The sequence below is a fragment of the Martelella alba genome, assembly GCF_005217455.1.
Taxonomy (GTDB): Bacteria; Pseudomonadota; Gammaproteobacteria; order Enterobacterales; family Enterobacteriaceae; genus Acerihabitans.
Genome location: NZ_SZPQ01000002.1, coordinates 259937 through 286909, shown reverse-complemented (window position 1 = coordinate 286909; position 26973 = coordinate 259937). Strand labels below are relative to the sequence as shown.

Sequence of the window (26973 nt, the reverse complement as noted above, 5' to 3'; positions counted from 1 at the left end):
CGCCCGCCTGGGCGGCCGATTGTCTTTCGCCGTAACCGATATTAACGATTCAATCCGGCGGATCAAGTGGCCGGGCGCGGTTTTCGCAATTCTCCCCGCCCCCGGCCTATCCGCGGGTAATGGCGAAATGCCCCCTACCGGCTGCTGAGCATGGCCGATTCAATGGGACGACGGCGGAATTGCCGGAACAGCGCGAACAGCGTCAACAGGCCAATCACACCCAGCATGCACCAAGGCAACTCCGGCATGGACAACCGGTGTCCCCAGTCATACAGCCAGCCGCCGCCGCTGTAGCCGATAGCGCCCCCCAGCGCCAGGCCCAAACGGCTGAATCCCAGGTAGCTGCCGCGCGCCCGGCTGTCGGCCAACGAGGCGCCGAGGGTTTCCCGCGCCGGTTCGGCGATGATTGAACCACAGTAAAACAAGGCAATTAGACTGAATAACGTCTGCAAATCATTGACCAGCCCGATGGGAAACAGGCCGGCTATCATAATGGCGAGACCGATCATCAAGCGGGTTTCCAGGCTGAAACGCTTTTCGCTCCAGCGGGCAACGGGATACAGAAACAAGAGGGACAAAGTAGCCTCGATGGCGTACATCCATTTCACCGCCGAGGGCTGGCCGGCCACTTCGTTGACCTTGATGGGCAACATCAGCATCACCTGGACCGCCAGCATATAATAGCCCGTCAGCGTCAACACGTAGGCGACGAAACGGCCGTCGCGCATGACCCGACGCATGCCTTCCCACACCGGCGTGGCGCGCTGGGATGAGACGCGATAGGCCGGCAGCATCCAGGCATTGAAGGCCGCCGCCATGATGAACAGCAGCGCCCCCGCCCAGCAGACCAAATGAAAGTCGTATTTCAACAGCCAACTGCCGATCAGCGCGCCAATGACCGCGCCGGCGCTGTCTTGCATCATCAACAGCGAGAAGAAGCGACCGCGCTGGTGAGGACGGATTAGCTTGACCACCATGGCGGTGCGGGGCGGGTCAAATAACGTACCGCCCAGACCGGACAAGGCGCAGGACAGCCAGAGCACCCAGGGCTCGGCGGCCATCGCCATCAAGGCGAAACCCAGCGCCCGCAATAACATGCCGCTGATAATCATCGGTTTGGCGCCCAGCCTGTCGGCGATGGCGCCGCCGAAAATGCCCAGGCCCTGTTGTACAAACTGGCGCAATCCGAGCGCAATACCCACCAACAAGGCCGCCCAGCCCAATTGATCGACAAACCGGATGGAAATGAGCGGGAAAACCACAAAAAAACCCAGCACCACCAACATATTATCCATCAGCAGGAAATATTTACCCAAGCTTCTGGCTTGCGAAACCGACGACATACTCCACCACAAATTCACAATCCCTGAATGAGAATACCCATTCTGAACGTAACGGCGTAATAACGAAACCCCCGCCAAATAAGATATTTTTCCCAAAAATCCGAGGAATATACCGATGACTTCTTTCAGACCGATCACATTCCCGCCAGCCGGCGAACAAAATCTTCGCCCCGGGTTTTACTCTGGCGAAATGAAAAGGTTATAGTCATTCAAACGTATAAGAGGGTCTTGCCGTGAGGGTTGTGTCGGCTCATGATCGGGATCGTGACCCAAAATAATGATTAGCTACCCTGATAGCGGAGGACTGATGTTTGGCTATCGCTCAGCGTCGCCGAAAGTGCGATTGGTAACCGCCAGGCTGGTGGTGCGTTTGGTCCACGAACGCGATGCGTATCGGCTGGCCGATTACTATGCCAGCAACCGGGCCTTTCTCAAACCCTGGGAACCCATCCGTGACGAAAGCCATTGTTTTCCCTCTGGCTGGCAGGCCAGACTGGGCCTAATCACCGAAATGCACCGGCAAGGCAGCGCCTATTACTTCATCCTGCTCGATCCGCAAGAAAACGAAGTCTACGGCGTAGCGAATTTCAGCAATGTCCTGCGAGGATCATTCCACGCCTGTTTCCTCGGCTACTCGCTAGGGGAAAAATGGCAAGGGCAAGGCATGATGTTCGAAGCCCTGCAAGCCGCCATCCGTTACATGCAGCGCCAACAGCAAATGCACCGGATCATGGCCAATTACATGCCGCACAACAAGCGCAGCGGCAACCTGCTGGCGCGGCTGGGTTTCGAACGGGAAGGCTACGCCAAAGATTATCTTATGATAGACGGCCAGTGGCGCGATCACATCCTGACGGCACTGACGTATCAGGGCTGGACGCAAGGGCGCTGATACCCGGCATCTTTCACGCTGCGGCAGTGTTGGCCGCGTAGCGGGTTTTTTGCGGAGGTCAGTATGGTATTACGTATCGGCATTGTCGGTTTGGGCGACATCGCGCAAAAAGTCTATCTACCGCTTTTGTGCCAGCCGGGGGACTGGACGATTGCCGGCGCCTATTCCCCCAACCACGGCAAGGGGCGGGACATTTGCGCGGGTTATCGCATTCCCTTTTGCGCCAGCCTTGACGCCCTTGCCGGCCTTTGCGACGCCGTATTCGTTCACAGCAGCACCGGCAGTCATTTCGATGTGGTCTCGGCCCTGCTTGGGCGCGGTATGCATGTCTATGTGGATAAGCCCTTGGCCGACACCCTGTCGCGGGCTGAACAACTGGTGGAATTGGCCGAGCGCCGGAAACGCGCGCTGATGGTGGGATTCAACCGCCGTTTTGCGCCGTTATACTTGCGGCTGAAACAACAATTGCAACACCCGGCGTCCATTCGTATGGACAAGCACCGGAAGGACAGCGTTGGCCCGCAGGATATGCGCTTCACCCTGTTGGACGATTATTTGCATGTGGTGGACACCGCCTTATGGCTGGCGGATGGCGCGCCTACCCTGCAAAGCGGCGTCCTGCGGGCGACCCTGGATGGCCGGATGCTGTATGCCGAGCACCATTTCCGGCAGGGCGACTGCTGCATTACCACCAGTATGCATCGTCGGGCCGGCAGCCAACGTGAAACCCTGGCCGCTGTGGATGACGGCGCGCTTTATCATATTGAGGACATGCGTTTGTGGCGCCATGAGAACCAGGGCGTCGTCAGCGAATTACCGGTACCCGCCTGGCAGACTGTTTTGACCCAGCGTGGATTTACCGGCGCGGTGCGGCATTTCCTCGAGGCGGTAAGCAACCAGACCGCGCCGTTGGTCAGCGGCCAGCAAGCTTTGCAGGCTCAGTCCTGGATTGAAAAATTGCTGGCAAACGTCGATACGCCGCCGGCCGCCGGCGGCCGGTTGGCATAAACCGCTTTTATGGTCCATAGTCAGTAGACCCGCCGGAATCCGGGCGTCGCCGGCGGGTCGGGCCGTGTTGTGCCCGTACTCTTATTATCACACGTCTTCCCTGCTCGGCAGGGCATGTCTGCTCCGGCGCCGTCATCCGGCGTTCTTTTCCCAGGGTTAATCGAGCGTCCCCGACAAGGGGATAACCGGCTGTCGTCCGCGCGGCGCCGCCGTTTCATTTTTTGCACCCCATGGCATGAAGCCAGGGCTAAAGGCCGCTATGAATAAGATGCTCGCTAAGGTGTTAGGTTTACGGAAAATCACTCCCCCCTGGCAGGATATCGCGCCCATCAGGGCGGAATTCTTCGGCGCTGAACGTCTGGAGCAACTTGCCGCCACACTGGCGGCGACCGAAGCGATAACCGCCCGCCCGCTGCGCGTACTGCCGTTGCGAACGCGTCTTGACGATAACGCCCGGGTGTTGCTGCAAGCCTACCGCGCCAGCGCTCGCGCGGTGGAAAGCGGCAAAAGCGTTATGCCGTCGGCCGAATGGCTGTTGGATAACTTTCATCTGGTGGAAGAGCACATTCGGGAAATCCGGGAAGATCTCCCTCCCGGGTTTTACCGTTTACTGCCGAAACTGGGGCGCGGGCCGCTGGCCGGATATCCACGGGTTTTCGGTCTGGCCTGGGCCTTTGTCGCCCATACCGACAGCCATGTCGATACAGACAATCTCAGGGGGTTTATTACCGCCTATCAACGGCTGCGGCCGCTGACCATCGGCGAACTCTGGGCAGTGGCCATTTCGTTTCGGATCGTGCTTATTGAAAATCTGCGCCGGCTGGCCGACGAAATGGAGCGTGGACGCCAGGCCCGCGAGCGAGCGGAAACGTTGGCCGATCGGTTATTAGCCAGGCAGGGAAACGCGCAAGTCGCTTTGGCGGCCGCCCGGCTGGAACGGGACGTCCAATACGGCAATGCCCATTTCGTGGCGCAACTGGCCAAAAGATTGCGCAATCAGGACCCGCGCACCACGCCGGCGCTGGGTTGGCTGGAGGAACGTCTGGCCTGCCAGGGCGGCTCGGTGGACGCCGCGGTGCAAAACGCCCAGCTACTCCTGGGGGCGTCCAACGTCACGGTGCGCAATATCATTACCAGTTTGCGTTTAATCTCAGATATCGACTGGGCGGTATTGTTTGAAAGCGTCAGCTTGGTGGACGGCCGTTTGCGGCGCGGCAGCGCGTTCGACGACATGGATTTTACCACCCGTAATCTCTATCGCGGCGCTATCGAGCAGTTGGCGCGTGGGGCGGGCCTCGAGGAATTGGAGGTTGCCGACCGGGTGTTGTCCGCGGCCAGAGCGGCGGCCGAAGCGCAAACCAATGCCCAGGAAGCGATACGGGTCGGCGACCCGGGTTATCATTTGATAGGCGGCGGGCGGCGCAAACTGGAGATCGAGCTTGGCTTTCGGCCGCCCTGGAAACTGCGGCTAAGTCGCTGGCTGGCGCTGCCGGGCATTGTCGGCTACGCCGGCACAATCGTGTTGCTCAGTCTACTGGCGTCATGCGGCGCGGCGCTACTGTTTCGCCAGGTCGCCGGCGTTCCCTGGCTTATCTTGTTCGCGTTGCTCAGCCTGCCGGTGGTCGGCGAGGCGGCCTGCGCCTTGGTCAATCGCCTGATTAACTGGCGGCTAGGCGCATCGCCGCTGGCCGGAATGGCGTTACGGGAAGGCGTGCCGGCGACGTTGCGCACGCTGGTGGTCATGCCGGTGTTGATTGGCGACACCCAGGAAATAGAGACGCACCTGGAACGGCTGGAAGTGCACTACCTGGCCGGGGGCGAGGGCTTTCTGACCTTTGCCCTGCTGTCGGATGTGTTGGATGCGCCGGTCGAGTCGTTGCCCGCCGATACCCTGCTTATCGATTATGCCCGCTGCGGTATTGCGCGTCTTAATCGGAAATACGGTCCCGGTCCGGACGGCGATCGTTTCCTGCTGCTACACCGCCGGCGTCGTTTCAATGCCCGCGAGGGATGCTGGATGGGCTGGGAACGCAAGCGGGGCAAACTGCACGAGCTCAACCGCCTGTTGCGCGGCGCCAGCGATACAAGCTTTATCGACGGCACCAGGGCGCCGGCCGACATTCGCTATGTCATTACCCTGGATGCCGATACCCGCCTGCCGAAAGATGCCGCGAAAAGATTGGTGGGCAAGATGGCCCATCCCCTGAATCATCCCCGTTTTGACCCCGCCGACAGCCGGATTCGCAGCGGCTACGCCATCCTACAACCCCGCGTCACGCCGTCACTGCCGCTGGGCAAAGGCGGTTCGCTCTATCAGCGCGTTCTGTCGGGCCCCGGCGGGCTCGACCCCTACGCCTCAGTGGTTTCGGATGTCTATCAGGACTTGTTCGGCGAGGGCTCCTTTACCGGCAAGGGCATCTATGATGTCCGCGCCTTCGAGACCGCCCTGGCCGGCCGCATCCCCGAAAACGCCTTGCTCAGCCATGACCTGTTCGAAGGCATTTTCGCCCGGGCCGGTCTGGCCTCCGATGTGGAATTGGTGGAGGATACGCCGGCCCGCTATGATGTGGTGCAAAAACGGCAACATCGTTGGACGCGGGGCGATTGGCAGTTATTACCCTGGGTCTTCGGCCAACGATGCCGGGTTTTCGCCGTGGGCCGGTGGAAAATGATCGATAACCTGCGCCGATCGCTGTTGGCGCCCAGCGGAGTGCTGGCGCTGGGCTGGTGCTGGCTGCTGCCCGCGCCGCAGGCGTTGGCGGCGACGCTGTTTATCCTGGCCGCGATCTCCCTGCCGGCGCTGGTGCCCATTGCCTGGGACTTACTGCCCCGGCGCCGGCGTATTCCGCTGGTCGCCCATTGGCATAATGTGATGTCCGATCTGCGTTATGCGTTGCTGAAAATTCTGCTGCAAGTGATTTTCCTGGCCGATCAAGGCTGGCACATGCTAGACGCCATAACCCGGACGCTGTATCGACTTTACGTCAGCCGCCGCAAATTGCTGGAATGGACGACGGCGGCCCAGGCCGATGGCTGCCCGCGACCCTCCCTGGGCGGCTATTGCCGCCGCATGCTGCCGGGATTGACGTTGGCCCTGGTCATGGTCGCCGCCGCCTTATCCGTCGCCCCCTGGAATTGGCCGTTGGCGTGGCCGCTGGCGCTGTTGTGGCTATCGGCGCCGCTCGCCGCCTGGTGGGTTAGCCGGCCGCCGGCCGTGCGGCCGCAAACAGTCCTCGGGCCGAGACAGACGCAGGAGCTCAGAATGATCGCCCGTCATACCTGGCGGTTTTTCGAAACCTTCGTCACGCCGGACGATCATTGGCTGCCGCCGGACAATTTTCAGGAGGATCCGCGACCGGTACTGGCGCACCGAACCTCGCCCACCAATATCGGCTTGTATTTGCTGTCGACGGCGACGGCGCGGGATTTCGGCTGGATTGGCACACAGGCGGCGCTGGATAGGCTGGAGGCGACTTTCGCCACCTTAGGTAAGCTGCAACGCTACCGCGGCCATTTGTTCAACTGGTACGAAACCCGCAGCCTGGAGACCTTGACACCCGCTTATGTCTCTTCGGTGGACAGCGGCAACCTGGCCGGGCATCTCATCGCGCTGGCCAACACCTGCGAGGAGTGGCTGCATCAGCATGTGGCGGAAAGCTGGCGGGCAGGGGCCAGGGATCATTGGCTGCTGGCGCGCCAAGCCCTGGCCCGTTCCCCGCAATCCGATAATCTGCCGCTCACCCTGGCGTTGGACGAAATCGGCAAGCAACTGGCGCTCATGCGTCCATTGCAAATTCTTTTGCCGCGATTGCACACCTTGGCGGAAGAGGCGCACGGTTTGGTGGACGATATGCAAGGGCTTGCGGAAGAACCTCCCGATCCGACGTTGCTCTTTTGGCTGGCCGCGCTCAAAGACGGGCTGGCCGCCCACGAAGCCGATCGTCAGTTGACCGACGGGACGCCCGACCTGCTGGACAACCGCCTGCATAAGCTGGCTGATGCCGCCCGGCAAATGGCGCAAGGCATGGATTTTCGCTTTCTGGTCAATGAAGAGCGCAACCTGTTGTCCATCGGTTATTCGTTTACCGATAATCAATTGGATGGCGGCTGCTATGACTTGATGGCTTCCGAAGCGCGTCTGACCAGCCTGATGGCTATCGCCAAGGGGGATATTCCCGTCCGGCATTGGTACCGATTGAGCCGGGCCGTCATCAAATCAGGGGGGGACTCGGCGCTGGTTTCCTGGTCGGGGTCGATGTTCGAATACCTGATGCCGTCGCTGGTGATGCGCGCGGCGACCGGCAGTTTGCTGGAGCAAACCTGCCGGGTGGCGGTGGCCCGCCAACAAGCCTATGGCCGTGCGTTACATCTGCCTTGGGGCGTTTCCGAATCCGCCTACAACGCCCGCGACATGGATTTCACTTATCAATACTCCAACTTTGGCGTGCCGGGACTGGGTTTGCAGCGCGGCCTGGCCCAAAACCGGGTGGTCGCCCCTTATGCCACCGGTCTGGCATCCATGGTGGAGGGGCCAGGCGCGTGGGAAAATTTTCGGCGGCTGGCGGAATGGGGCGCGCGTGGAGAATACGGTTACTACGAGGCGCTGGATTTTACCCCGGCGCGCCTGCCGGAAAATCATACCGTGGCCGTGATACGCAGTTATATGGCCCACCACCAGGGTATGACGCTGGTGGCGTTGAATAATGCCTTGCTGCGCGGCAACATGCGCGAACGGTTTCATCGCGAACCCATGATTCAGGCCAGCGAATTGCTGTTGCAAGAACGGGTGCCCAGAGAGGTGGCCCTGGCCAAGCCCTATGCCGAGGAAGTGAAACGGGCGGTCTTCCCGGCCGAACACAACCGCATGGTTCAGCGCCGTTTCACCGCCATTCCGTTCGGCGCGCCCACGACGCATCTGTTGTCCAACGGCCGGTACGCGGTTATGTTGACCGTAACCGGCGGCGGCTATAGCCGCTGGGGGGATATCGCCATCACTCGCTGGCGGGCGGATGCCACCTGCGATGACAGCCGTTCATTTATTCTGCTGCGCGATATGCGCAGCGGTAAACCCTGGACGGCCGGGCTGGCGACCCAGGGACTCACCGATTCGGGCGAACAGCGAATCCGCGCCCTGAAAGGCAAATCCTTTGATCAGGTCGCGTTTGGCGAGGATGGCGCCACGTTTATCCATCATGATCGAACACTGACCACCACGTTAAATGTTCTGGTTTCCGGCGAAGACGATGGCGAGGTCAGACGCGTCATGTTATCCAATTGCGGCCGTCGGGTACGCGAGGTTGAATTGACGTCGTACATGGAGATCGTACTGGCGCCGCCGTCCGTCGACACGGCCCATCCGGCCTTCGCCAAAATGTTTGTCCAGACGCGTTATCTGCCGGAATACAATGCGTTGGTCGCCACCCGTCGGCGCAGAACGCCGCAGGATGCTCCTGTCTGGTCCGCCCATTTGGCCATCGTTGAAGGTGAAAGCATCGGCGAGGCGCAATATGAAACCGATCGGGCGCGGTTTATCGGCCGCGGCGCATCACCCGTTCGCGGCGACGCCGTGCGGGGGCGTCAGGCGTTGTCCGGTACGGTGGGTACCGTGCTTGACCCGATTTTTTCCTTGCGCCACCGGGTCAGGGTGCCGCCTGGCGGCTCGGTGCGGGTGGCTTTCTGGACGCTGGCGGCCGCCAGCGAGGCGGAATTGATGACGCTTATGGATAAGCACTGTGATCGCGGCGCTTATAAACGGGCCAAGACGCTGGCCTGGACCCAGGCGCAAGTCCAGTTACGCCATCTGGATATCAATGCGCAAGAGGCGGCGGATTTCCAGCGGCTGGCCGCGCCTTTACTGTATGCGGACGCCCGTTTTCGTCCCTCATCGGCGAGTATTATTCGGGGCGCGGGGGAGCAATCCTCTCTCTGGCCGTTGTCGATTTCCGGGGATAAACCCATCGTTTTGTTGCTGATAGATGATTTGCAGGATATTGCCCAAGTCAGGCAAGTATTGCGTGCCCAGGAATACTGGCATATGAAGCTGTTGAGCGCGGATGTGGTGATCCTCAACGAACATTCGGCTTCCTATTTACAGACGCTGCAAAATGCCATAGAAACCGCGGTGCGCGGCAGCCAGACCCGGCCCCGATATGCCGGCGACGTCGCCCGCGGCGGCGTCTATGCCCTACGCGCCGATCTCATCAGTGTCGAAGCGCGGCAATTGCTGCAATCGGTGGCACGGGTTACGCTTACGGCGCGGCGGGGTGATATCGGCGCGCACCTGGCGGCGCTGGATCAACCGCCGGTTATGCCGCTGCCGCGGCGCAAACGCCGTCTGCCCCCCGTGGCAGACATCCCTGTGCCGGAAAATTTGCTGTTTTTTAATGGGATCGGCGGATTTGCCCTGGATGGGCGCGAATACGTCACGATTATGGATGCCGCAACGCGCCCGCCGGCTCCCTGGATAAACGTTATCGCCAATGCCGCGGCCGGTTTCCTGGTATCGGCCCGGGGTGGCGGATATACCTGGGCATGCAATAGCCGCGATAATCAATTGACGCCCTGGCCGAATGACGCCGCTCTCGATCATGGCGGTGAAGCCTTCTATCTGCGCGACGAAAACACCGGCGCCCTATGGAGTCCCACCGCCTATCCCATTGATGACGGCGGCCGCTATCTGGCGCGCCATGGCTTCGGCTATAGCCGGTTTGAACACCATACCGGCCATACCGCTACCGAATTGGTGCAATATGCGCCCCCCGAAGACGACGCCGTTAAAATATCCCGCCTGACGGTGCGCAATACCAGCGAACAAACGCTGAGTCTGTCGGTATCGGCATATGCCGAGTGGGTGCTCGGCACCGATCGCAGCGCTTCGGCGCCGTATATTATTACGGAGGTCGATGACGACACCGGCGCGGTTTTGGTGCGTAACAGTTGGTCGGAAGCCTTCAAAGGCCGGGTCGCTTTCGCTGATTTGTGCGGCCGGCAAGACGGTTTTACCGCCGATCGCACCGAATTTCTCGGGCGTAACGGCGCCATGGATGCGCCGGCCGCGCTACTTACCGGCCAACGCCTGAGCGGAGCGTGCGGCGCGGGTTTCGATCCCTGCGCGCTATTGCAGACCCATTTTGAACTTAGCGCCGGGCAAAGCCGGGAAATCGTCTGGCTTATCGGCCAGGGAGAAACGGCGGAAGAGGCGCGGCGGCTGATCCGCGCCTATCGCGCCGCTTCCCAGGACGCGCTGCTGGAGCGGATCGAGCGGCACTGGCAGCGGCGCTTGGGCGCGATCCGGGTGAACACGCCGGATCCGGCGATGGATATCATGCTGAACGGCTGGCTGCTCTATCAAACCCAGGCATGCCGTATCCAGGCCCGCTCCGGATTTTATCAGGCCAGCGGCGCCTATGGTTTTCGCGATCAATTGCAGGACGGCATGGCGCTAACCTTCTCCCAGCCGCATCTGACCCGCGGCCATCTGCTGCGCGCGGCGGGACGGCAATTTATCGAAGGCGATGTGCAGCATTGGTGGCTGCCGCATTCCGGCCAGGGCGTGCGCACCCGCATCGCCGACGATCGGGTCTGGTTGGCCTACGCCGTGGCCGAATATGTCCGGTGCAGCGGCGATCGGCAGATTTTAGAAGAAAAGCAGGATTATCTGACCGGGCCGGCTTTGGCGCCTGGGCAGCACGACGCCTTTTTCCTGCCGACGGTTAGCGGGCAAAACGACAGCCTGTATCGGCACTGCATCCGCGGCCTGGAGTGTGTCTTGGCCCGATTCGGCGAACACGGGTTGCCGCTGATGGGCACCGGCGACTGGAATGACGGCATGAATCGGGTGGGCGAGGGCGGACGGGGGGAGAGCGTCTGGCTGGGCTGGCTGCTGATACGAACCCTGACGCTGTTCGCTCCTTTCGTCGCGGAGCGGGAACCGGCGCGGGCCGCGCGCTGGCAGGCCGCGGCGGAAACCCTGCGAGCATCCATTGAACGGGAAGCCTGGGACGGCGAATGGTATCGCCGGGCCACTTACGACGACGGCGCCTGGTTGGGCAGCCGGGAAAACGACGAATGCCGCATCGACAGTATCGCCCAATCCTGGGCGGTGTTGTCCGGCGCGGCCGATCCTAACCGGGCCGCCGCCGCCATGGCGGCGGTGGAAACATGGCTTATCCGTCCCGAAGATCAATTGGCTTTGCTGTTTACTCCGCCGTTCGATAAGACCACGCGGGAGCCGGGCTATATTAAAGGATATCCTCCGGGTCTGCGCGAGAACGGCGGCCAGTATACCCATGCCGCCATGTGGGCGATTCTGGCTTTCGTCGGGCTGGAACAGGGGGACAAGGCCCATCAATTGTTCGCTCTGCTCAACCCCATTAATCATGCCCGCACGCTGAAGGAGGCGGCGCGTTATAAAGTCGAGCCTTACGTGATTGCCGCGGATGTCTATTCGGTCGCGCCGCATGTCGGGCGGGGCGGCTGGACCTGGTATACCGGATCGGCGGGCTGGATGTACCGGGCCGGCGTCGAGGGCATTTTGGGCATCCGGCGCGAGGGCGGTGAACTGATTGTCAACCCTTGCCTGCCGGAGCACTGGCCGGGGTTTGACGCCGAGATAAGGGTGCTGGAAACCCGTTTTACGCTGCGAGTCGTCAATAATGGCGCGCGCAAATACGGCGCGGCCCAGGCCCGTTTGGACGATCGGCCGCTGACGCTTAAGGATAACCAGGTCCGCGCGCCGCTGGACGGCGGCAGCCATCTGCTGCTGCTGGAAATATAATCGGCGGAAGGGTGAGGCGCTCTGATTCTGTTGCGTTATTTTACAACTGACGGTAGCGATTTGCGTAAGTCAGGGTAGACTAGGCGCACCATAAAAGAGAGGGATGCCGGCGGGGAATGCGCGAGCCGCGGACCTTGGGCACCCGGGCGTAACAGAATACTCACCATGAATTTATTGAAGTCACTGGCCACCGTCAGTTCCATGACCCTGTTTTCGCGGGTGCTGGGTTTTGCCCGCGATGCGATCGTCGCCCGTACTTTCGGGGCGGGGATGGCGACGGACGCCTTTTTCGTCGCATTCAAACTACCGAACCTGTTGCGGCGGATTTTCGCCGAAGGCGCCTTCTCCCAGGCATTCGTACCGATTCTGGCGGAATACAAAAGCCAGCAGGGGGAAGAGGCCACCCGGACCTTTGTCGCGTACATCGCCGGGTTGTTGACCTTGGCGCTGGCGTTGGTGACCGCTGCCGGCATGCTGGCGGCGCCCTGGGTGATTCTGGTGACCGCGCCGGGATTCGCCGACACGCCGGAGAAATTTGCCTTGACGTCGGCGCTGCTGCGCATCACATTTCCGTATATTCTGCTGATCTCGCTGGCCTCGCTGGTGGGGGCCATCCTTAATACCTGGAACCGCTTTTCGGTGCCGGCGTTCGCGCCCACGCTACTCAATGTCAGCATGATCTCGTTCGCGCTGCTGGGGGCGCCCCATTTCCATCCGCCGATTTTGGCGCTGGCTTGGGCGGTGGTGGCGGGGGGGGTATTACAGCTAGGCTATCAATTACCCCACCTGAAAAAAATCGGCATGCTGGTGCTGCCGCGCATCCGTTTACGGGATGCGGGCGTCTGGCGGGTATTGCGGCAAATGGGGCCGGCCATCCTCGGCGTCTCGGTCGCCCAGATATCCCTTATCATCAATACCATTTTCGCATCGTTTCTGGTTTCCGGCTCGGTGTCCTGGATGTATTACGCCGACCGACTGATGGAATTTCCTTCCGGCGTGCTGGGCGTGGCGTTGGGCACCATTTTGTTGCCCTCGCTGGCGAAGAGCTTTTCCAGCGGCAATCATGAGCAATACTCCCACTTAATGGACTGGGGGCTCAGACTGTGCTTCATGCTGGCGCTGCCAAGCTCCATCGCCATGGGGATTTTGTCGAAAGCGCTCACGGTGGCGCTGTTCCAGTATGGCCGCTTTTCCGCCTTCGATGCCGCCATGACCCAGCGGGCGCTTATCGCCTATTCCGTTGGGCTGATTGGTTTGATCTTGGTGAAAGTGCTGGCGCCGGGCTTCTATTCTCGCCAAGACATCAAAACCCCGGTGAAAATCGCCATGCTGACGCTGGCGGCGACGCAATTAATGAATCTGACCTTTATCGGCCCGCTCAAACATGCCGGACTGTCTTTGTCCATCGGTCTGGCCGCCTGTCTGAACGCCGGCCTGCTGTATTGGCAACTGCGCAAAAAGAAAATGTACGTCCCGCAACCGGGGTGGGGACTGTTTTTGCTGCGTCTGATTATCGCCATCGCGGGCATGGCGGCGGCGTTGCTAGGTATGTTATGGCTGATGCCCGATTGGGCGCAGGGCCATATGCCGTCCCGCTTGCTGCGGCTGGCGCTGGTGGTGGCCGTGGGCGCGGCGTCTTATTTCGCCATGCTGGGATTGCTGGGGTTCAGGTTGCGCGATTTCGCCCGGTCGGTGGGCTGACCGGGCCATCGCAACGGCCGGCGACGGATGCGCCTGGGGACCGCTACATGCGTTCGACGGTCTCGATCCCCAGCAAATCCAGACCTTGTTTCAAGGTCCGCGCGGTCAACCGCGCCAGTTTTAGCCGGCTTTGCCGTATGGCATCGCTGTCGGCGGACAAGATCGGACAATGTTCGTAAAACACGGAAAACAGCCCGGCCAGATCGTATAAATAGGCGCACAGAACATGAGGGGTTCCGTCGCGGGCAACCGTGGTGACGGCTTCTTCAAATTGCAGTAGTCGGGTCGCCAGCCGGGTTTCCTGCTCGTCTTCCAACACGATGGGCAAAACCAGATGGTCTTCCTCCAGGCCGCTGCGTTTGAACACCGATGCCACACGGGTATAGGCATATTGCATATAGGGCGCGGTATTGCCTTCGAAGGCGAGCATGTAATCCCAATCGAAAATGTAATCCGTGGCGCGGTTTTTCGACAGATCGGCGTATTTCACGGCGCCAATTCCCACCACTCGTGCCAGGTTTTCCAGCTCTTGGGCCGGCATATCCGGGTTTTTGGCGGCGATTAACCGGCGGGCGCGCTCAAGGGCCTCATCAAGCAGATCGGCCAGCTTGATGGTGCCGCCGGCGCGGGTTTTGAACGGCTTACCGTCCTTGCCAAGCATCATGCCGAACATATGATGTTCCAGCGAGACGCTTTCCGGCACGTATCCGGCTTTGCGCACGATGGTCCAGGCCTGCATCAAATGCTGATGCTGCCGCGAATCGATGTAATACAGCACCCGGTCGGCTTTGAGCGTCTCGTAGCGGTATTTGGCGCAGGCGATATCCGTGGTGGTATAAAGATAGCCGCCGTCTTTTTTCTGGATAATGACCCCCATGGGCTCGCCTTCCTTGGTGCGGAATTCGTCCAGGTAGACCACTGTGGCGCCTTCGCTTTCCACCGCCAGCCCGCGGGCTTTCAAATCGGCGACGATGACGGGCAGCATATCGTTATACAGGCTTTCGCCCATCACATCCTTGGGGGTGAGGGTGACATTTAGCCGATCGTAGAGTTTCTGGTTTTGCGCCATGGTGATGTCCACCAGTTTGCGCCACATGCGCCGGCATTCTTCATCGCCCTTTTGCAATTTGACCACATAGCCGCGGGCGCGCTCGGCGAACACCGGATCCTCGTCGTAGTGCTTCTTGGCCGCCCGGTAAAACTCCTCCAGGCTGGCGAGCCGCATATCCTGCGCATCGTCGGTTTGCAGCTTTTCCAGATACGCTATCAGCATCCCGAACTGGGTGCCCCAATCGCCCACATGGTTGGCGCGAATCACGTTATGGCCGAGGAATTCCAGCGTCCGCACCGCGGCATCGCCAATAATCGTGGAGCGCAGGTTGCCGACATGCATTTCCTTGGCCACGTTGGGCGCGGAATAATCCACCACCAATGTTTGCGGCTGCACCGCGGCGACATTGAGGCGCGGCGAGGCCAGCGCCGCCTCGGCTTGCGCCGCCAGCCAGCGTCTGTCCAGAAAAATATTGATAAAGCCCGGCCCGGCGATCTCAATCTTGTCCGCGATACCGTCTAAATCCAGCAGCGCCGCCGCTTTTTCCGCCAGTTGCCGGGGCGGCATACCCAACTGTTTGGCCAGGGGCATGACGCCGTTGGCCTGATAATCGCCGAACTGCGCTTTCGCCGACTGGCGTAGTTGCGCTTCGCTGCCCGCGGGCGCGCCGGCAGCCGATAATGCCTGGCTGACCTTTTCTGCAAGAAGAGTCTGAATATTCACCGTGTTACCTTTAATACTCGCGTTGGCGGCGGTGCCGCCGCCGGTCGTCCGATAAAGCGATCGCGCGCCGAAGATGGGGCGGAATACGCCGCTGCGGACGGTTTAGCAAAAATAGACATCGCTTATATCATAATTGGCGCGCCGCGTCAGTATGCGGATGATTGCGGCGGCACCGCCGACGCGTATCGCGATGGTCAATCATGGCGCGACGCACGCGTCAGCGATTGGCGAAAAGCGGACAGCGCGTTTGCCGCCATCGCAGCCGTCGGTTAAGAGACCGCTTGAGGGATGACGGAAGGGGAGCGGGTGAAAGACATGCTGGTGATGGCGGAAGAACAGTCAACGATTGCGGGATTTGCGGGAAGCGCCTAATTGCGTGCGGTTTCTGGTGCGAATATGCTGAATAATCGCAAATACGGCGATGATGACAAGTACCAAACATAGCGCTAATAACAACATAATCATTTACTCTATCTATTATTTAATATTGAAGCTAACGTATTTCCCTTTGCACTTCAATCCGGGTTCCTCGGGTTTAAGAATATACTGAGCATTAAATGTCCACGGGCGGCTGGAGCCCGCGCCAGACACGGCTTTACACGATATTTGCCGGGTTGTCCGCGTGAGAAGGGCCAGTATGACGCGGCCATGGCGCGAGGATGTTTTAATGCTGGTGATAATTAGATTATTAATAGATAGCAAGATAATATTAATTTTGCGACCCATGCCTTTTTAAGCTTAAGATAATGTCCACAAGGGATTTCCCGCGGCATCTTTTAGAGTGTAACCCATGGAAAGTTGGACAAAGCTAGCGCAATTAGCGGATTTAAGCGAAGATTTACCCCGGTTCGCGCGGCAATTAGCTCTTCTGGCCGAACGGTTGGGCATTAACCTGGCCGATTGCCGGGTTGATCACATCGCCGTGCGCTGCCATCGGGAAAGCACCGCCCAACGGTGGTTTGAGGGCTGGAGCCGTTACGGCCGCTGTTTCCGGAAAAGCCTGGTCAATGGACGCCCTATTGCGCTGTTTGATCTGCCGGCGCCGCTGCCGGTCGGCCGCTGGTCGGTGGATTGCCTTGAACTGCCCTGGCCCGGACCGCGCCGCTATCCCCATGAAGGTTGGGAACACATTGAAATCGTGCTGCCCGGCCCGGCGGATACCCTGTCGCAACGGGCGTTGACGCTGCTTGACGACACGGCGCTGTCGTCGCCGGATATCCATATCAGGCAAAGCGCGCCGTATGCCGGGGGAGAGGCGTTGCCCAATCCCACTTTGGCGGTGTCGGATGGCATAACGGCCATCAAGTTTCATCCCCACAGCCTGCGGGAGGTGGCCGCCAGTGAAGGCTAGCGTCGGGCGATAGCCTGCGCCATACGCTCCACGCCTTCTTCAAGCAGCGCGCGAGGGCAGCCAAAATTCAGGCGAACAAAGCGTGCATCGCCAAAATCCGCGCCGGCCGATAATCCCGCGCCGGCGTCTTCGAAAAAGCGCTGCGGGTCATCCAGCCCCAGCCCGCTGGCGTCGATCCAAGCCAGATAAGTCGCTTCAGGCGACGTCATGCGTAAACCCGGCAGCGCATTAATGCGTTCCGCCAGCCAGTCCCGGTTACCGCGCAAATAGGCCAGCAATTCGTCCAACCAGGGCTGTCCGTCGCGCCAGGCGGCGGTCGCCGCCGTATAAGCCAGCACATCCACATTCGGCACGAGTCCTGTGCGTTCGGCGATAAACCGGGTCCTTAACCGGACGTTGGGAATAATCGCCAGCGATGCGCCCAGACCGGCGATATTGAAGGTTTTCGACGGCGCCATCAGCGTGACAGACCGCTGCTCGGCGTCTTCGTTGAGCGAGGCGAACGGAATATGCCTTACGCCCGGCTCTAAAAGCAGATCGCAATGTATTTCATCGGAACAGACCCAAAGCCCGTGGCGCTGCGCGAAATCAAGCTGTTCCTCCAGTTCCCGGCGACGGTAAACGGTACCGCCGGGATTATGGGGATTACACAGTAACAGCAATTTTTCCCGTCCGGTCAGCATGGGTTCCACCGCTGTGAGATCCGCCAGCCATCGCTGCTTGCGCAGGCCCATCGGCGCAAGGCGCTGCGGACGTCCGGCGCTGCGTGCCGATGAGCGAAACGGCGGATAAATCGGGTACGGCATTACCACCTCTTCTTCCGGTCCGGTCAGGGCGCGGACGGCCAGATTAATGCCGCTGACCAGTCCGGGCAGAAAAACCAGCCATTCGGGTTTAATTCGCCACTGGTAGCGTTCCTGCATACGCTGAACAAACAGACTGATTAATTCCGGCGGCGGGAAACCGTAGCCAAAGACACCATGGGCGACCCGCGCCTGTAATGCCTCGATGATACAGGGCGGCGAACGGAAGTCGGTATCGGCGACCCACAGCGGGATAACATCCTTTTTATCATACTTTTTCCACTTATAACTGTCGCTGTGACGGCGGTCGATACTTTCATCAAAGTTGAATGCCATAGTTATTTCCTTGGGTGATAAATAAGAATTTATCGCAACATACGGATGTTCACGTCTTTTAATGCCTGTTAGTCTGGTGCGTCGAGAAGGAGTATGCAATGCCTAAACTGGAAGTCTGCTGCTATAGCGTTCAGTGTGCAATGACAGCGCAGAAAGCGGGTGCCGATAGAGTCGAGCTTTGCTCCGCGCCCAAGGAAGGCGGATTAACCCCGGCTTACGGAACACTGAAAATGGCCCGCGAAAAGGTGACGATTCCGGTGCATCCCATTATCCGTCCCCGGGGCGGTGATTTTTGCTACAGCGAACTTGAGTTTGACATCATGCTCAGCGAACTGGCCTTCATCCGCGAAATGGGGTTTCCGGGAGCGGTGATAGGCGTTCTGGATGAGGAAGGACACATCGATATGCCGCGCATGCGGCGAGTCATGCGGCAAAGCGAGGGGATGGCGATCACTTTCCATCGCGCTTTCGACATGTGCTTTAACCCCCACCAGGCCCTGGCCCAACTCACTGATCTGGGGGTGGCCCGCATACTGACCTCAGGCCAGCAACAGAACGCCGAAGCGGGTTTGGCATTATTAAGGGAACTGACCGGACAAAGTCGTGGTCCAATTATCATGGCCGGAGCGGGCGTGCGCTTGTCCAATCTGCATAAATTTCAGCGTAGCGGCATACGCGAGCTACACAGTTCGGCAAGGCAGGTCATACCCTCCGGTATGCGTTATCGGAAAGCGGGGGTCAGCATGAGTGTCGACTATGAAGCGGATGAATTCACCCACTACTGTGTTGACGGCGATATGGTCGCGGCGATGAAGCATGCACTGACATTATCCAGCCTATCGCCACGTTTGGCCTGAATACGTTTTTGCCGCGCACACGAACTAACCCGCGTGATGCTTGCAAGTACCAAGCCCCAACCTCTTTTTTGGGGCTTTTTTTTGTCTAGGGTTTGCTCGCGGTGATAATGGCCCGTAATGGCGCCGGATAGCCTTCCACCGTTTTGCGCGGATCGTCGGGGTCAAGAAAATCCGCCAGGGATTCATTGGTCATCCAGCTTGTCCGCCGTTGTTCGTCGAGGGAGGTGGCCGTGGTATCCGCCAGGCGTATCTGCGCAAAGCCGCATTTCGCCAGCCAGTCCATCAGGGCCGCCGCCGAAGGAATGAAATACACATTGCGCATGCGGGCGTAACGTTCCCCCGGCAACAAGACCTGTCGCGAATCCCCTTCCACCACCAGCGTCTCCAGCACCAGCTCGCCCCCTGCCGTCAGTTGGGCTTTCAATTGCAGCAAATGGTCCAGCGGCGATCGGCGATGATACAGCACCCCCATGGAAAATACCGTATCGAAAGCCGCCAGCTCGGGCAACTGTTCAATGCCCAGCGGCAGCAAATGGGCCCGTTGATCATTGCCGAGCAGCTTGCGCACCGACTCGAACTGGCAAAGAAACAGCGGCGTCGGATCGATTCCCACCGCCAGTTGCGCCCCTGCGCCTACCATGCGCCACAGATGATAGCCGCTGCCGCAGCCCACATCCAGTACCCGGCGTCCGGAGAGGGGCTGGATATGCGGCAGCAGCCGTTGCCATTTCCAATCCGAACGCCATTCGGTATCGATTTCAATGCCATAAAGGGAAAACGGGCCTTTCCGCCAGGGCATCAGTTGCCGCAGCAACGCCTCCATCCCTTCGCGCCGGCCGTCGGTGAGCGGCGTTTCGCTTTGCGCGTCGACGCCGCACGACAAATCCAGCCGCGCCGGCGTCAACGCCGGCAACCGCTCAACGGCATTAAACCACTGGCTGTACCTGCCGTGCGGCGTGGCCTGGCGCCAGTCATCCAATTGGGCGGGCAGGGTGGTCAGCCAGTGACTGAGAGGACCCTTGGCGATCAACTGATAAAAATCCCCGAAATCGATCATCCGGCGCGCTCCGGCTTGATGGCGATCAGCGAGCCGAAATTGAAACACTGAAACCAGATTTCCGCGTGCCCGAACCCGGCCTGGCGCAAGCGCGCCTTGTGGGTCTCCACCGTATCGGTCAGCATGACATTCTCCAGCATGCTGCGCTTCTGGCTGATTTCCAGTTCGCTGTAGCCGTTGGCCCGTTTAAAGTCATGGTGCATATTGAACAGCAACTCGTTGATCTGGCCGTCCTGAAAGCTCAGTTTCTCCGACAATACCACGGCGCCGCCGGGATTAAGACCGGCGAAAACCTTGTCCAGCACCAACTGGCGGTCGTCCGGCGCCAGAAACTGCAAAGTAAAATTCAGCACCACCAGCGACGCGTTGTCGATGGGAATGGCGCGGATATCGGCGGTCATCACGTCCGCGGGCGTAGCGGCCCGGAAGGCGTCGATATGCCGGCGGGCGCGTTCGGTCATGGCCGGAGAGTTGTCCACCGCGATAATCCGGCAATGCTCGGCGGTAATGGCGCGCCGCATGGCCAGGGTCGCCGTCCCAAGGGAGCAGCCGAGATCGTAGATGTGCGAGCCGGGTCGGGCGAAGCGCCCGGCCAGCATGCCAATCATGGAGATAATGGTGGAATAGCCGGGTACCGAACGCTGAATCATATCGGGGAAGACTTCGGCCACCCGTTCATCGAACGTCCAGTCGCCAAGATTGGCGATGGGCGCCGAAAAAAGCATATCGCGGTTTGTCATGGTCATTTCGGGAATGTACGGAAAAGGGCTATTCTAGCAGATCCGCGCCGTAAAGCATGCCACCCCTTCCGGGCGCGGCCATGCCGGCCCCGCTCAATCCCCGTGATTCGCGACAAAGCGCCGGGGGCCGGCCCTGTGGTTTCAGAACAGCAAATCTTGTTGCGGCCAGACCGGGGCGGAACCGATGTCGGGCAACTTTTCCGCCAGCATAGGCCATAGCGCCTGCGCCAGCGACGGCGCATGGGCGATATCCGGCGTGTGGATAAAAAGAAACGGCGTGTGCCGGCAAAGCCAGTGCGGCAGGCGTTCCAGCCAGGGTTGGAACAGTTGCAGGCTTTCAGCGAAATCATCGCTGCCGATGTAGCGTATTAACGGTCGTTCGGCGGTCAATACCGCATGGACGGGCACTTTAGGTTTTTTGCGTTGCGCCGCCAGCAGCGCCGGCGCGCCGGAACGGGCCGAATGGACCGGCCGGCTGTCGAGAATGACCCGGTTGACGCCGCGTTGGTGCAGGCCGCGATTAAGCTGGCGCTCTTCCTCGCCCTTGGCGAAAAACTGGGGATGGCGCACTTCCACCCCATAATGGAAGGCGACCGGCAAGGCATCGAGAAACGTCCACAGGGCGGGGAGATCCGCTGGCGCAAACGCGGCCGGTAATTGCAGCCAGTATTGCCCAATGCGTTCCGCCAACGGCTCCAGCGTGAGGAAGAATTGCGCCAGCGGGTGATGGAAATCGCGCAATCCGCCCTGATGGCTGATGGCCGCCGGAAATTTAAGACAAAACCGGAAATCATCGGTGGTCATGGCGCGCCATTCGAGCACCCGCCTGGCGTCCGGCAGTGCATACAGCGTGGTATTGCCCTCCACGCAGTTGAAATACCGGGCGTAATCGGCCAGGGTGCGCATACCGAACCTGCTCCATCCGCCATGTTGCCATTGCGGTAGGCCGATGTAGATCACGGCGCCGGCCACACCGATGCCGCGCCGTTTGCCCATTGGGTCGAAGGCGGCCTGCCACCCGCCCCATGGCGACCGGATTCAGGCGAGAGCGGCCAGCACTTCCTCGCTGCTACGCACCCGGCCGATACGCGGGAAAATATTCTGAAAGCTATTGTCATGTTGTTCCTTGTTGTGGGCGCTGCAGGCGTCCTCCACCAGCACCAGGCCGAACCCCATCTCCCAGGCGTTGCGCGCCGTGGATTCCACGCCGATATTGGTGGAAATGCCCGCCAATATCACGGTCTCGATACCGCGGCGACGCAATTGCATTTCCAGCTCGGTGCCGTAGAACGCGCCCCACTGGCGTTTGATAATGCGGATGTCGCTGTCTTGCGCCTGCAATTGCGTCGGGAATCGCCACCATTCGGCAGGCAGCTCGCCGCCGCCCATGACCGCGTCCACCGGCTGTTTCAGCGCTTCGGCGAAATCCGGCGACCAGCCGACCCGTACCAGAAAAACCGGCGCGCCCTTTTCACGACAGCGCTGCGCCAGCCGCCCGGCCCGCGTCACCACATCCAGGGCGCTGTGCGGCCCGCCGGCGAACGGCAAAATGCCCTCCTGCAAATCAATCAGCACCAGCGCGGTATGGGAGGGATCGAGCTTCAGATCGCGTTTTAGCATAATGCATCTCCTGTCATTTGAAAAACCGGACTCATCGGCAATGTACTTTTAGCACACAGACGGGCAAGGGTATGCCAGTCATCGGGGGAACCGACAGCCCTCCGGCCAAAAAATATGTTAAAAAATATGTTAATATGCCCGTCAACGGGAATCATATCAGGTGATATCAATCATTATTTGCGCGGTCCCCGCGCCGCAAGCGGCGATGGACTTATCCTGACGCGTAATTTCCTTTATAATGGCCGCCTTTCGCATGCCGGCGCAACGCCAATGCACAGCCGTCAGTCCCAATGAATAATGAACAGTCTTTATCCCCTTGAGATGGCAGGACGGCACGGGCTTAAATTTAAGGATATCGTTATGCGTACTGTATATTGCGGTCAACTCAATCTGTCCCACGTCGGCCAGGAAGTGACCCTGTGCGGCTGGGTTAACCGCCGTCGCGATCTTGGCGGGCTGATTTTCATTGACATGCGGGACCGCGAAGGGCTGGTACAGGTATTTTTCGATCCCGACCGGCAGGCGGCTTTCGCGCTCGCGGCGGAACTGCGCAATGAATACTGCATTCAGTTGACCGGCACGGTTCGGCCGCGGCCGGACAGTCAAATCAACAACGACATGGCTACCGGCGCGGTGGAAGTGCTGGCCGCCGACCTGTCCATCATCAACCGCGCCGAACCGTTGCCGCTGGATTCCAATCAAAACAACACCGAAGAACAGCGCCTGAAATACCGCTATCTGGATCTGCGGCGCCCGGAAATGGCCCAGCGTCTCAAAACACGGGCGCGCATCACCAGTTTTGTGCGCCGTTTCATGGACGGCGAGGGCTTTTTGGATATCGAGACGCCCATGCTGACCAAAGCGACCCCGGAAGGCGCCCGCGATTATCTGGTGCCAAGCCGGGTACACAAGGGCAAATTCTATGCGTTGCCGCAGTCGCCGCAACTCTTCAAGCAATTGTTGATGATGTCGGGGTTTGATCGCTATTACCAGATTGTAAAGTGTTTTCGCGACGAGGACTTGCGCGCCGATAGGCAGCCGGAATTCACCCAGATCGACGTTGAGACTTCATTTATGACTGCCCCGCAGGTGCGTGAAGTAATGGAACGCCTCATCCGTGCTTTGTGGCAGGCGATCCTGGGCGTCGACCTGGGCGCGTTTCCGGTGATGACCTACGCCGAGGCCATGCGGCGGTACGGTTCGGACAAGCCTGATCTGCGCAATCCGCTGGAAATCGTCGATGTGGCGGATCTGGTCAAGGATAGTGAGTTCAAGGTATTTTCCGGGCCGGCCAATGACGCCAAGGGTCGGGTGGCCGCGCTTCGCGTGCCGGGCGCGGGGCATCTGAGCCGTAAGCAGATCGACGAATACGCCAAATTCATCGAGATATACGGCGCCAAGGGGCTGGCCTATATTAAAGTGAACAATCGCGCGGCGGGGCTGGAAGGCGTGCAAAGTCCGGTGGCCAAGTTCCTGACCGCCGACGTGTTGACGGCGATTTTGGACCGCACCGCCGCGGCGGACGGGGATATCATTTTCTTTGGCGCGGATCGGGCCAAGGTGGCCACGGACGCACTGGGCGCGTTGCGTCTGAAGCTGGGGCGTGATGTGCAACTGACCGACGAACGGCGCTGGGCGCCGTTGTGGGTGATTGATTTTCCCATGTTCGAGGAAGACGACGAGGGCGGCTTGGCCGCCATGCATCATCCGTTCACCGCGCCGCTGGACACCACGCCCGAGGCGCTGCGGGCCGAACCGCTGTCCGTGGTGGCCAACGCCTACGACATGGTGTTGAACGGCTATGAGGTCGGCGGCGGTTCGGTGCGCATCCACCGCAGCGAGATACAACAAACGGTATTCGGCATTCTGGGCATTAACGAGCAGGAGCAGCGTGAAAAATTCGGTTTTCTGCTCGATGCCCTAAAATACGGTACGCCGCCGCACGCGGGTCTGGCATTTGGCCTGGACCGGCTGGTGATGCTGCTGACCGGGACCGACAACATCCGCGATGTCATCGCCTTCCCGAAAACCACCGCGGCCGCCGATCTGATGACCGACGCGCCCAGTTTCGGCAATCCCGACGCGCTGGCGGATTTGTCCATCGCCGTGGTTGGCAAGGGCAAGGACGCAATGGAACGCGGACAACGCTAAATGGCCTGGAAGCGTCCGCTGTCGGTTCTCATCGTCATCTACGCCCGGGACAGCGGCCGGGTTTTGATGATGCAGCGTCGGGATGATCCTGACTTCTGGCAATCGGTTACCGGCAGCCTGGAGGCGGGCGAAACCCCCGCTCAAGCGGCCAAGCGGGAAGTTTGCGAGGAAACCGGCATTGATATCGATGCCGAACAATTGACGCTGCGGGACTGCGAGCGTTGCGTCGAGTTTGAAATTTTCAGTCATTTACGCCACCGATATGCGCCAGGAGTGACGCGCAATACAGAATACTGGTTCAGTTTGCAGCTACCCTCTGAGCGTACGCCAGTCATCAGCGAACACCTGGCGTACCGTTGGCTCGGCGCCGAACAGGCCGCCTTATTGACCAAGTCCTGGAGCAATCGGCAGGCGATTGAAGAATTTGTTATTTATCCGGCCTGAAAAGGCTTATTTCGGAGAACGTTATGGCAGGTCATAGCAAGTGGGCCAATACCAAGCATCGTAAAGCGGCTCAAGACAGCAAACGCGGAAAAATCTTCACCAAAATCATTCGCGAACTGGTGACCGCCGCCCGGCTCGGCGGCGGTGACGCCGGCTCTAATCCCCGGTTACGCGCCGCGGTGGACAAGGCGCTGGCCAACAATATGACGCGGGATACCCTTAATCGCGCCATCGCGCGGGGCGTCGGCGGCGACGATGGCGCGGAAATGGAAACCATCATATACGAGGGCTACGGCCCCGGCGGCACGGCGGTCATGGTTGAATGCCTGAGCGACAACCGCAATCGCACCGTATCCGAAGTGCGTCACGCTTTCACCAAGACCGGCGGCAACCTGGGCACCGACGGCTCGGTGTCCTATTTGTTCAGCAAAAAAGGCGTCATCTCTTTTGCGCCGGGGCTGGACGAGGATCAGGTGATGGATGCGGCCATCGAAGCCGGCGCGGACGATGTGGTGACCTATGATGACGGCGCCATCGACGTGTATACCACGCCGGAAAGCTTTGGCGTGGTGAAAGACGCGCTGGAGGCCGTCGGCCTGCATGCCGAGGAATCCGAGGTGGCGATGATCCCCTCCACCAAGGCCGATCTGGATGAGGAAACCGCCCCCAAACTGTTGCGTCTCATTGATATGCTCGAAGATTCTGACGACGTGCAGGAGGTCTACCACAACGGCGACATTTCCGATGAGGTGGCGGCAACCCTGTGAAGAAAGTCACCCGGCGCCGTGCGGGCCTGAGTGGTGCCGGACGATGACGGTCATCCTCGGTATCGACCCCGGTTCGCGCATTACCGGCTATGGCATCGTGCGCCAGCAAGGCCGGACGCTGGCCTACCTCGGCAGCGGCTGCATCCGAACCGTGGCGGATGATTTACCCACCCGCTTGAAGCGGATTTATGCCGGGATCACGGAAATCATTACCCAGTTTCGGCCGGACCTGTTGGCCATCGAGCAGGTGTTCATGGCCAAAAACGCCGATTCGGCGCTTAAACTCGGCCAAGCGCGCGGGGTGGCCATTGTGGCGGCCATGAACCAAGACGTACCGGTTTTTGAATACGCCGCCCGTCAAGTCAAGCAGACCGTGGCCGGCGTGGGGTCGGCCGAAAAAGCGCAAGTACAGCATATGGTACGGGTATTGCTGAAATTGCCCGCCAATCCGCAGGCGGATGCCGCGGATGCGCTGGCAATCGCCATCACTCACTGCCATATCAGCCAGAATGCGGCACGGATGGGCAACAGCCGCCTTAACTTGTCGCGCGGCAGGCTTTCCTGAAGGGAAACCGCCGGATTATTCGACAGTAGCGCGCGGAAGAAACATGACTTTCAGGCTGGATATTTATCCAGCCTTTATTTTGTGTTATACACCTATCATACTTCACGTTGCTTCTTTGCTTGGCGGCGCTCGTTCCCGGTGACAGTGAGACAATAATAAGGAGCATTGATGTGATTGGACGGATAAGAGGGGTTATCCTGGAAAAACAGCCTCCGCAGATCTTGCTGGAGGCCCATGGCGTCGGTTATGAGATCCACATGCCCATGACCTGTTTTTACGCCTTGCCGGAAACCGGCCAGGAGGCGGTGGTATATACCCATTTCGTGGTGCGTGAAGACGCGCAGCTGTTGTTCGGGTTCAATGAAAAACAAGAGCGTGCCCTGTTTCGCGAGTTGATTAAGGTCAATGGCGTGGGGCCGAAACTTGCGCTGGCCATACTGTCGGGCATGTCGGCCAGGCAGTTCGTCAGCGCGGTGGAGCGCCAGGAAATCAGCGCCCTGGTCAAACTGCCCGGCGTCGGTAATAAAACCGCCGAGCGGCTGGTGGTGGAAATGAAGGACAGATTCAAGGGCATGAACGGCGATCTGTTCGCCCCCGGCGCCGCGGATATGCCGCCGAGCGCGCCCGTGGCCGGCGGGACGGAAAAGGATAAAGAAGCGGAAGCGGTTGCCGCGCTGGTGTCGTTGGGTTATAAACCCCAAGAGGCCAGTAAGCTGGTCAATAAAGTGGCGCGGCCGGACGCCGACTGCGAAACGTTGATCCGCGACGCGCTGCGCGCCGCGTTGTGA

18 protein-coding genes are annotated in these 26973 nt (G+C 59.9%); 11 read left to right on the top strand and 7 right to left on the bottom strand.

What is annotated here, in order from left to right:
* Positions 1–134: 134 nt before the first annotated feature.
* Positions 135–1343 (bottom strand): multidrug efflux MFS transporter MdtH, encoded by a 1209-nt coding sequence (gene mdtH / locus FCN80_RS03665; RefSeq protein ID WP_136988531.1) that lies wholly within the window; start codon positions 1341–1343, stop codon positions 135–137.
* Between the two features lie 307 nt (positions 1344–1650).
* On the opposite strand from mdtH, the gene rimJ reads away from it, so the two are divergent.
* From rimJ to murJ, 4 genes are all read left to right on the top strand, one after another.
* Complete coding sequence (rimJ, locus tag FCN80_RS03660) at positions 1651–2235, top strand: ribosomal protein S5-alanine N-acetyltransferase (protein ID WP_136988530.1); 585 nt, start codon at positions 1651–1653, stop codon at positions 2233–2235.
* Between the two features lie 63 nt (positions 2236–2298).
* Positions 2299–3243: a Gfo/Idh/MocA family protein gene (locus FCN80_RS03655; RefSeq protein ID WP_136988529.1), complete on the top strand. Its 945-nt coding sequence runs from the start codon at positions 2299–2301 to the stop codon at positions 3241–3243.
* A 259-nt stretch (positions 3244–3502) separates the two neighbouring features.
* Positions 3503–12019: a glycoside hydrolase family 94 protein gene (locus FCN80_RS03650; RefSeq protein WP_306767832.1), complete on the top strand. Its 8517-nt coding sequence runs from the start codon at positions 3503–3505 to the stop codon at positions 12017–12019.
* A gap of 165 nt (positions 12020–12184) precedes the next feature.
* Positions 12185–13720, top strand: a complete 1536-nt coding sequence (gene murJ, locus FCN80_RS03645) for a murein biosynthesis integral membrane protein MurJ (protein ID WP_136988528.1) — start codon at positions 12185–12187, stop codon at positions 13718–13720.
* Positions 13721–13763: 43 nt separating this feature from the next.
* Here the strand turns inward: murJ and argS are convergent, their stop codons facing one another.
* Positions 13764–15494 carry an arginine--tRNA ligase gene (gene argS, locus FCN80_RS03640; protein ID WP_136988527.1) on the bottom strand — a complete coding sequence of 577 codons (1731 nt, stop codon included), beginning with the start codon at positions 15492–15494 and terminating at the stop codon, positions 13764–13766.
* Between the two features lie 790 nt (positions 15495–16284).
* Here argS and FCN80_RS03635 point away from each other — a divergent pair.
* The gene (locus FCN80_RS03635) at positions 16285–16845 is read left to right on the top strand and encodes a VOC family protein (protein ID WP_136988526.1); all 561 of its coding nucleotides are present in this window, start codon (positions 16285–16287) and stop codon (positions 16843–16845) included.
* On the opposite strand, the gene FCN80_RS03630 is transcribed toward FCN80_RS03635, so the two are convergent.
* Positions 16842–17984 (bottom strand): MalY/PatB family protein, encoded by a 1143-nt coding sequence (locus FCN80_RS03630; RefSeq protein ID WP_136988525.1) that lies wholly within the window; start codon positions 17982–17984, stop codon positions 16842–16844. The genes FCN80_RS03635 and FCN80_RS03630 overlap by 4 nt on opposite strands.
* A gap of 98 nt (positions 17985–18082) precedes the next feature.
* Here FCN80_RS03630 and cutC point away from each other — a divergent pair, with 98 nt between their 5' ends.
* Positions 18083–18841: a copper homeostasis protein CutC gene (cutC, locus tag FCN80_RS03625; protein WP_136988524.1), complete on the top strand. Its 759-nt coding sequence runs from the start codon at positions 18083–18085 to the stop codon at positions 18839–18841.
* 85 nt (positions 18842–18926) lie between these two features.
* On the opposite strand, the gene cmoB is transcribed toward cutC, so the two are convergent.
* From cmoB to FCN80_RS03605, 4 genes are all read right to left on the bottom strand, one after another.
* Positions 18927–19898, bottom strand: coding sequence for a tRNA 5-methoxyuridine(34)/uridine 5-oxyacetic acid(34) synthase CmoB (cmoB, locus tag FCN80_RS03620; RefSeq protein WP_136988523.1), 972 nt, complete (start codon positions 19896–19898; stop codon positions 18927–18929).
* Positions 19895–20638: a carboxy-S-adenosyl-L-methionine synthase CmoA gene (gene cmoA, locus FCN80_RS03615; RefSeq protein ID WP_136988522.1), complete on the bottom strand. Its 744-nt coding sequence runs from the start codon at positions 20636–20638 to the stop codon at positions 19895–19897. Before cmoA ends, cmoB begins: the two co-directional genes overlap by 4 nt.
* Positions 20639–20779: 141 nt before the next feature.
* Positions 20780–21634: a DUF72 domain-containing protein gene (locus FCN80_RS03610; protein ID WP_136988521.1), complete on the bottom strand. Its 855-nt coding sequence runs from the start codon at positions 21632–21634 to the stop codon at positions 20780–20782.
* A 42-nt stretch (positions 21635–21676) separates the two neighbouring features.
* Positions 21677–22258 carry a hydrolase gene (locus FCN80_RS03605; protein WP_136988520.1) on the bottom strand — a complete coding sequence of 194 codons (582 nt, stop codon included), beginning with the start codon at positions 22256–22258 and terminating at the stop codon, positions 21677–21679.
* Positions 22259–22618: 360 nt separating this feature from the next.
* On the opposite strand from FCN80_RS03605, the gene aspS reads away from it, so the two are divergent.
* The 5 genes from aspS (at position 22619) to ruvA (ending at position 26973) form a co-directional block, all read left to right on the top strand.
* The gene (gene aspS, locus FCN80_RS03600; protein ID WP_136988519.1) at positions 22619–24409 is read left to right on the top strand and encodes an aspartate--tRNA ligase; all 1791 of its coding nucleotides are present in this window, start codon (positions 22619–22621) and stop codon (positions 24407–24409) included.
* Positions 24410–24853: a dihydroneopterin triphosphate diphosphatase gene (nudB, locus tag FCN80_RS03595; RefSeq protein ID WP_136988518.1), complete on the top strand. Its 444-nt coding sequence runs from the start codon at positions 24410–24412 to the stop codon at positions 24851–24853.
* A gap of 23 nt (positions 24854–24876) precedes the next feature.
* Complete coding sequence (locus FCN80_RS03590) at positions 24877–25620, top strand: YebC/PmpR family DNA-binding transcriptional regulator (protein WP_136988517.1); 744 nt, start codon at positions 24877–24879, stop codon at positions 25618–25620.
* A 43-nt stretch (positions 25621–25663) separates the two neighbouring features.
* Positions 25664–26185, top strand: coding sequence for a crossover junction endodeoxyribonuclease RuvC (gene ruvC / locus FCN80_RS03585; protein WP_136988516.1), 522 nt, complete (start codon positions 25664–25666; stop codon positions 26183–26185).
* A 170-nt stretch (positions 26186–26355) separates the two neighbouring features.
* A complete protein-coding gene (ruvA, locus tag FCN80_RS03580) occupies positions 26356–26973 on the top strand; it encodes a Holliday junction branch migration protein RuvA (protein ID WP_136988515.1) in 618 nt (205 codons plus the stop codon).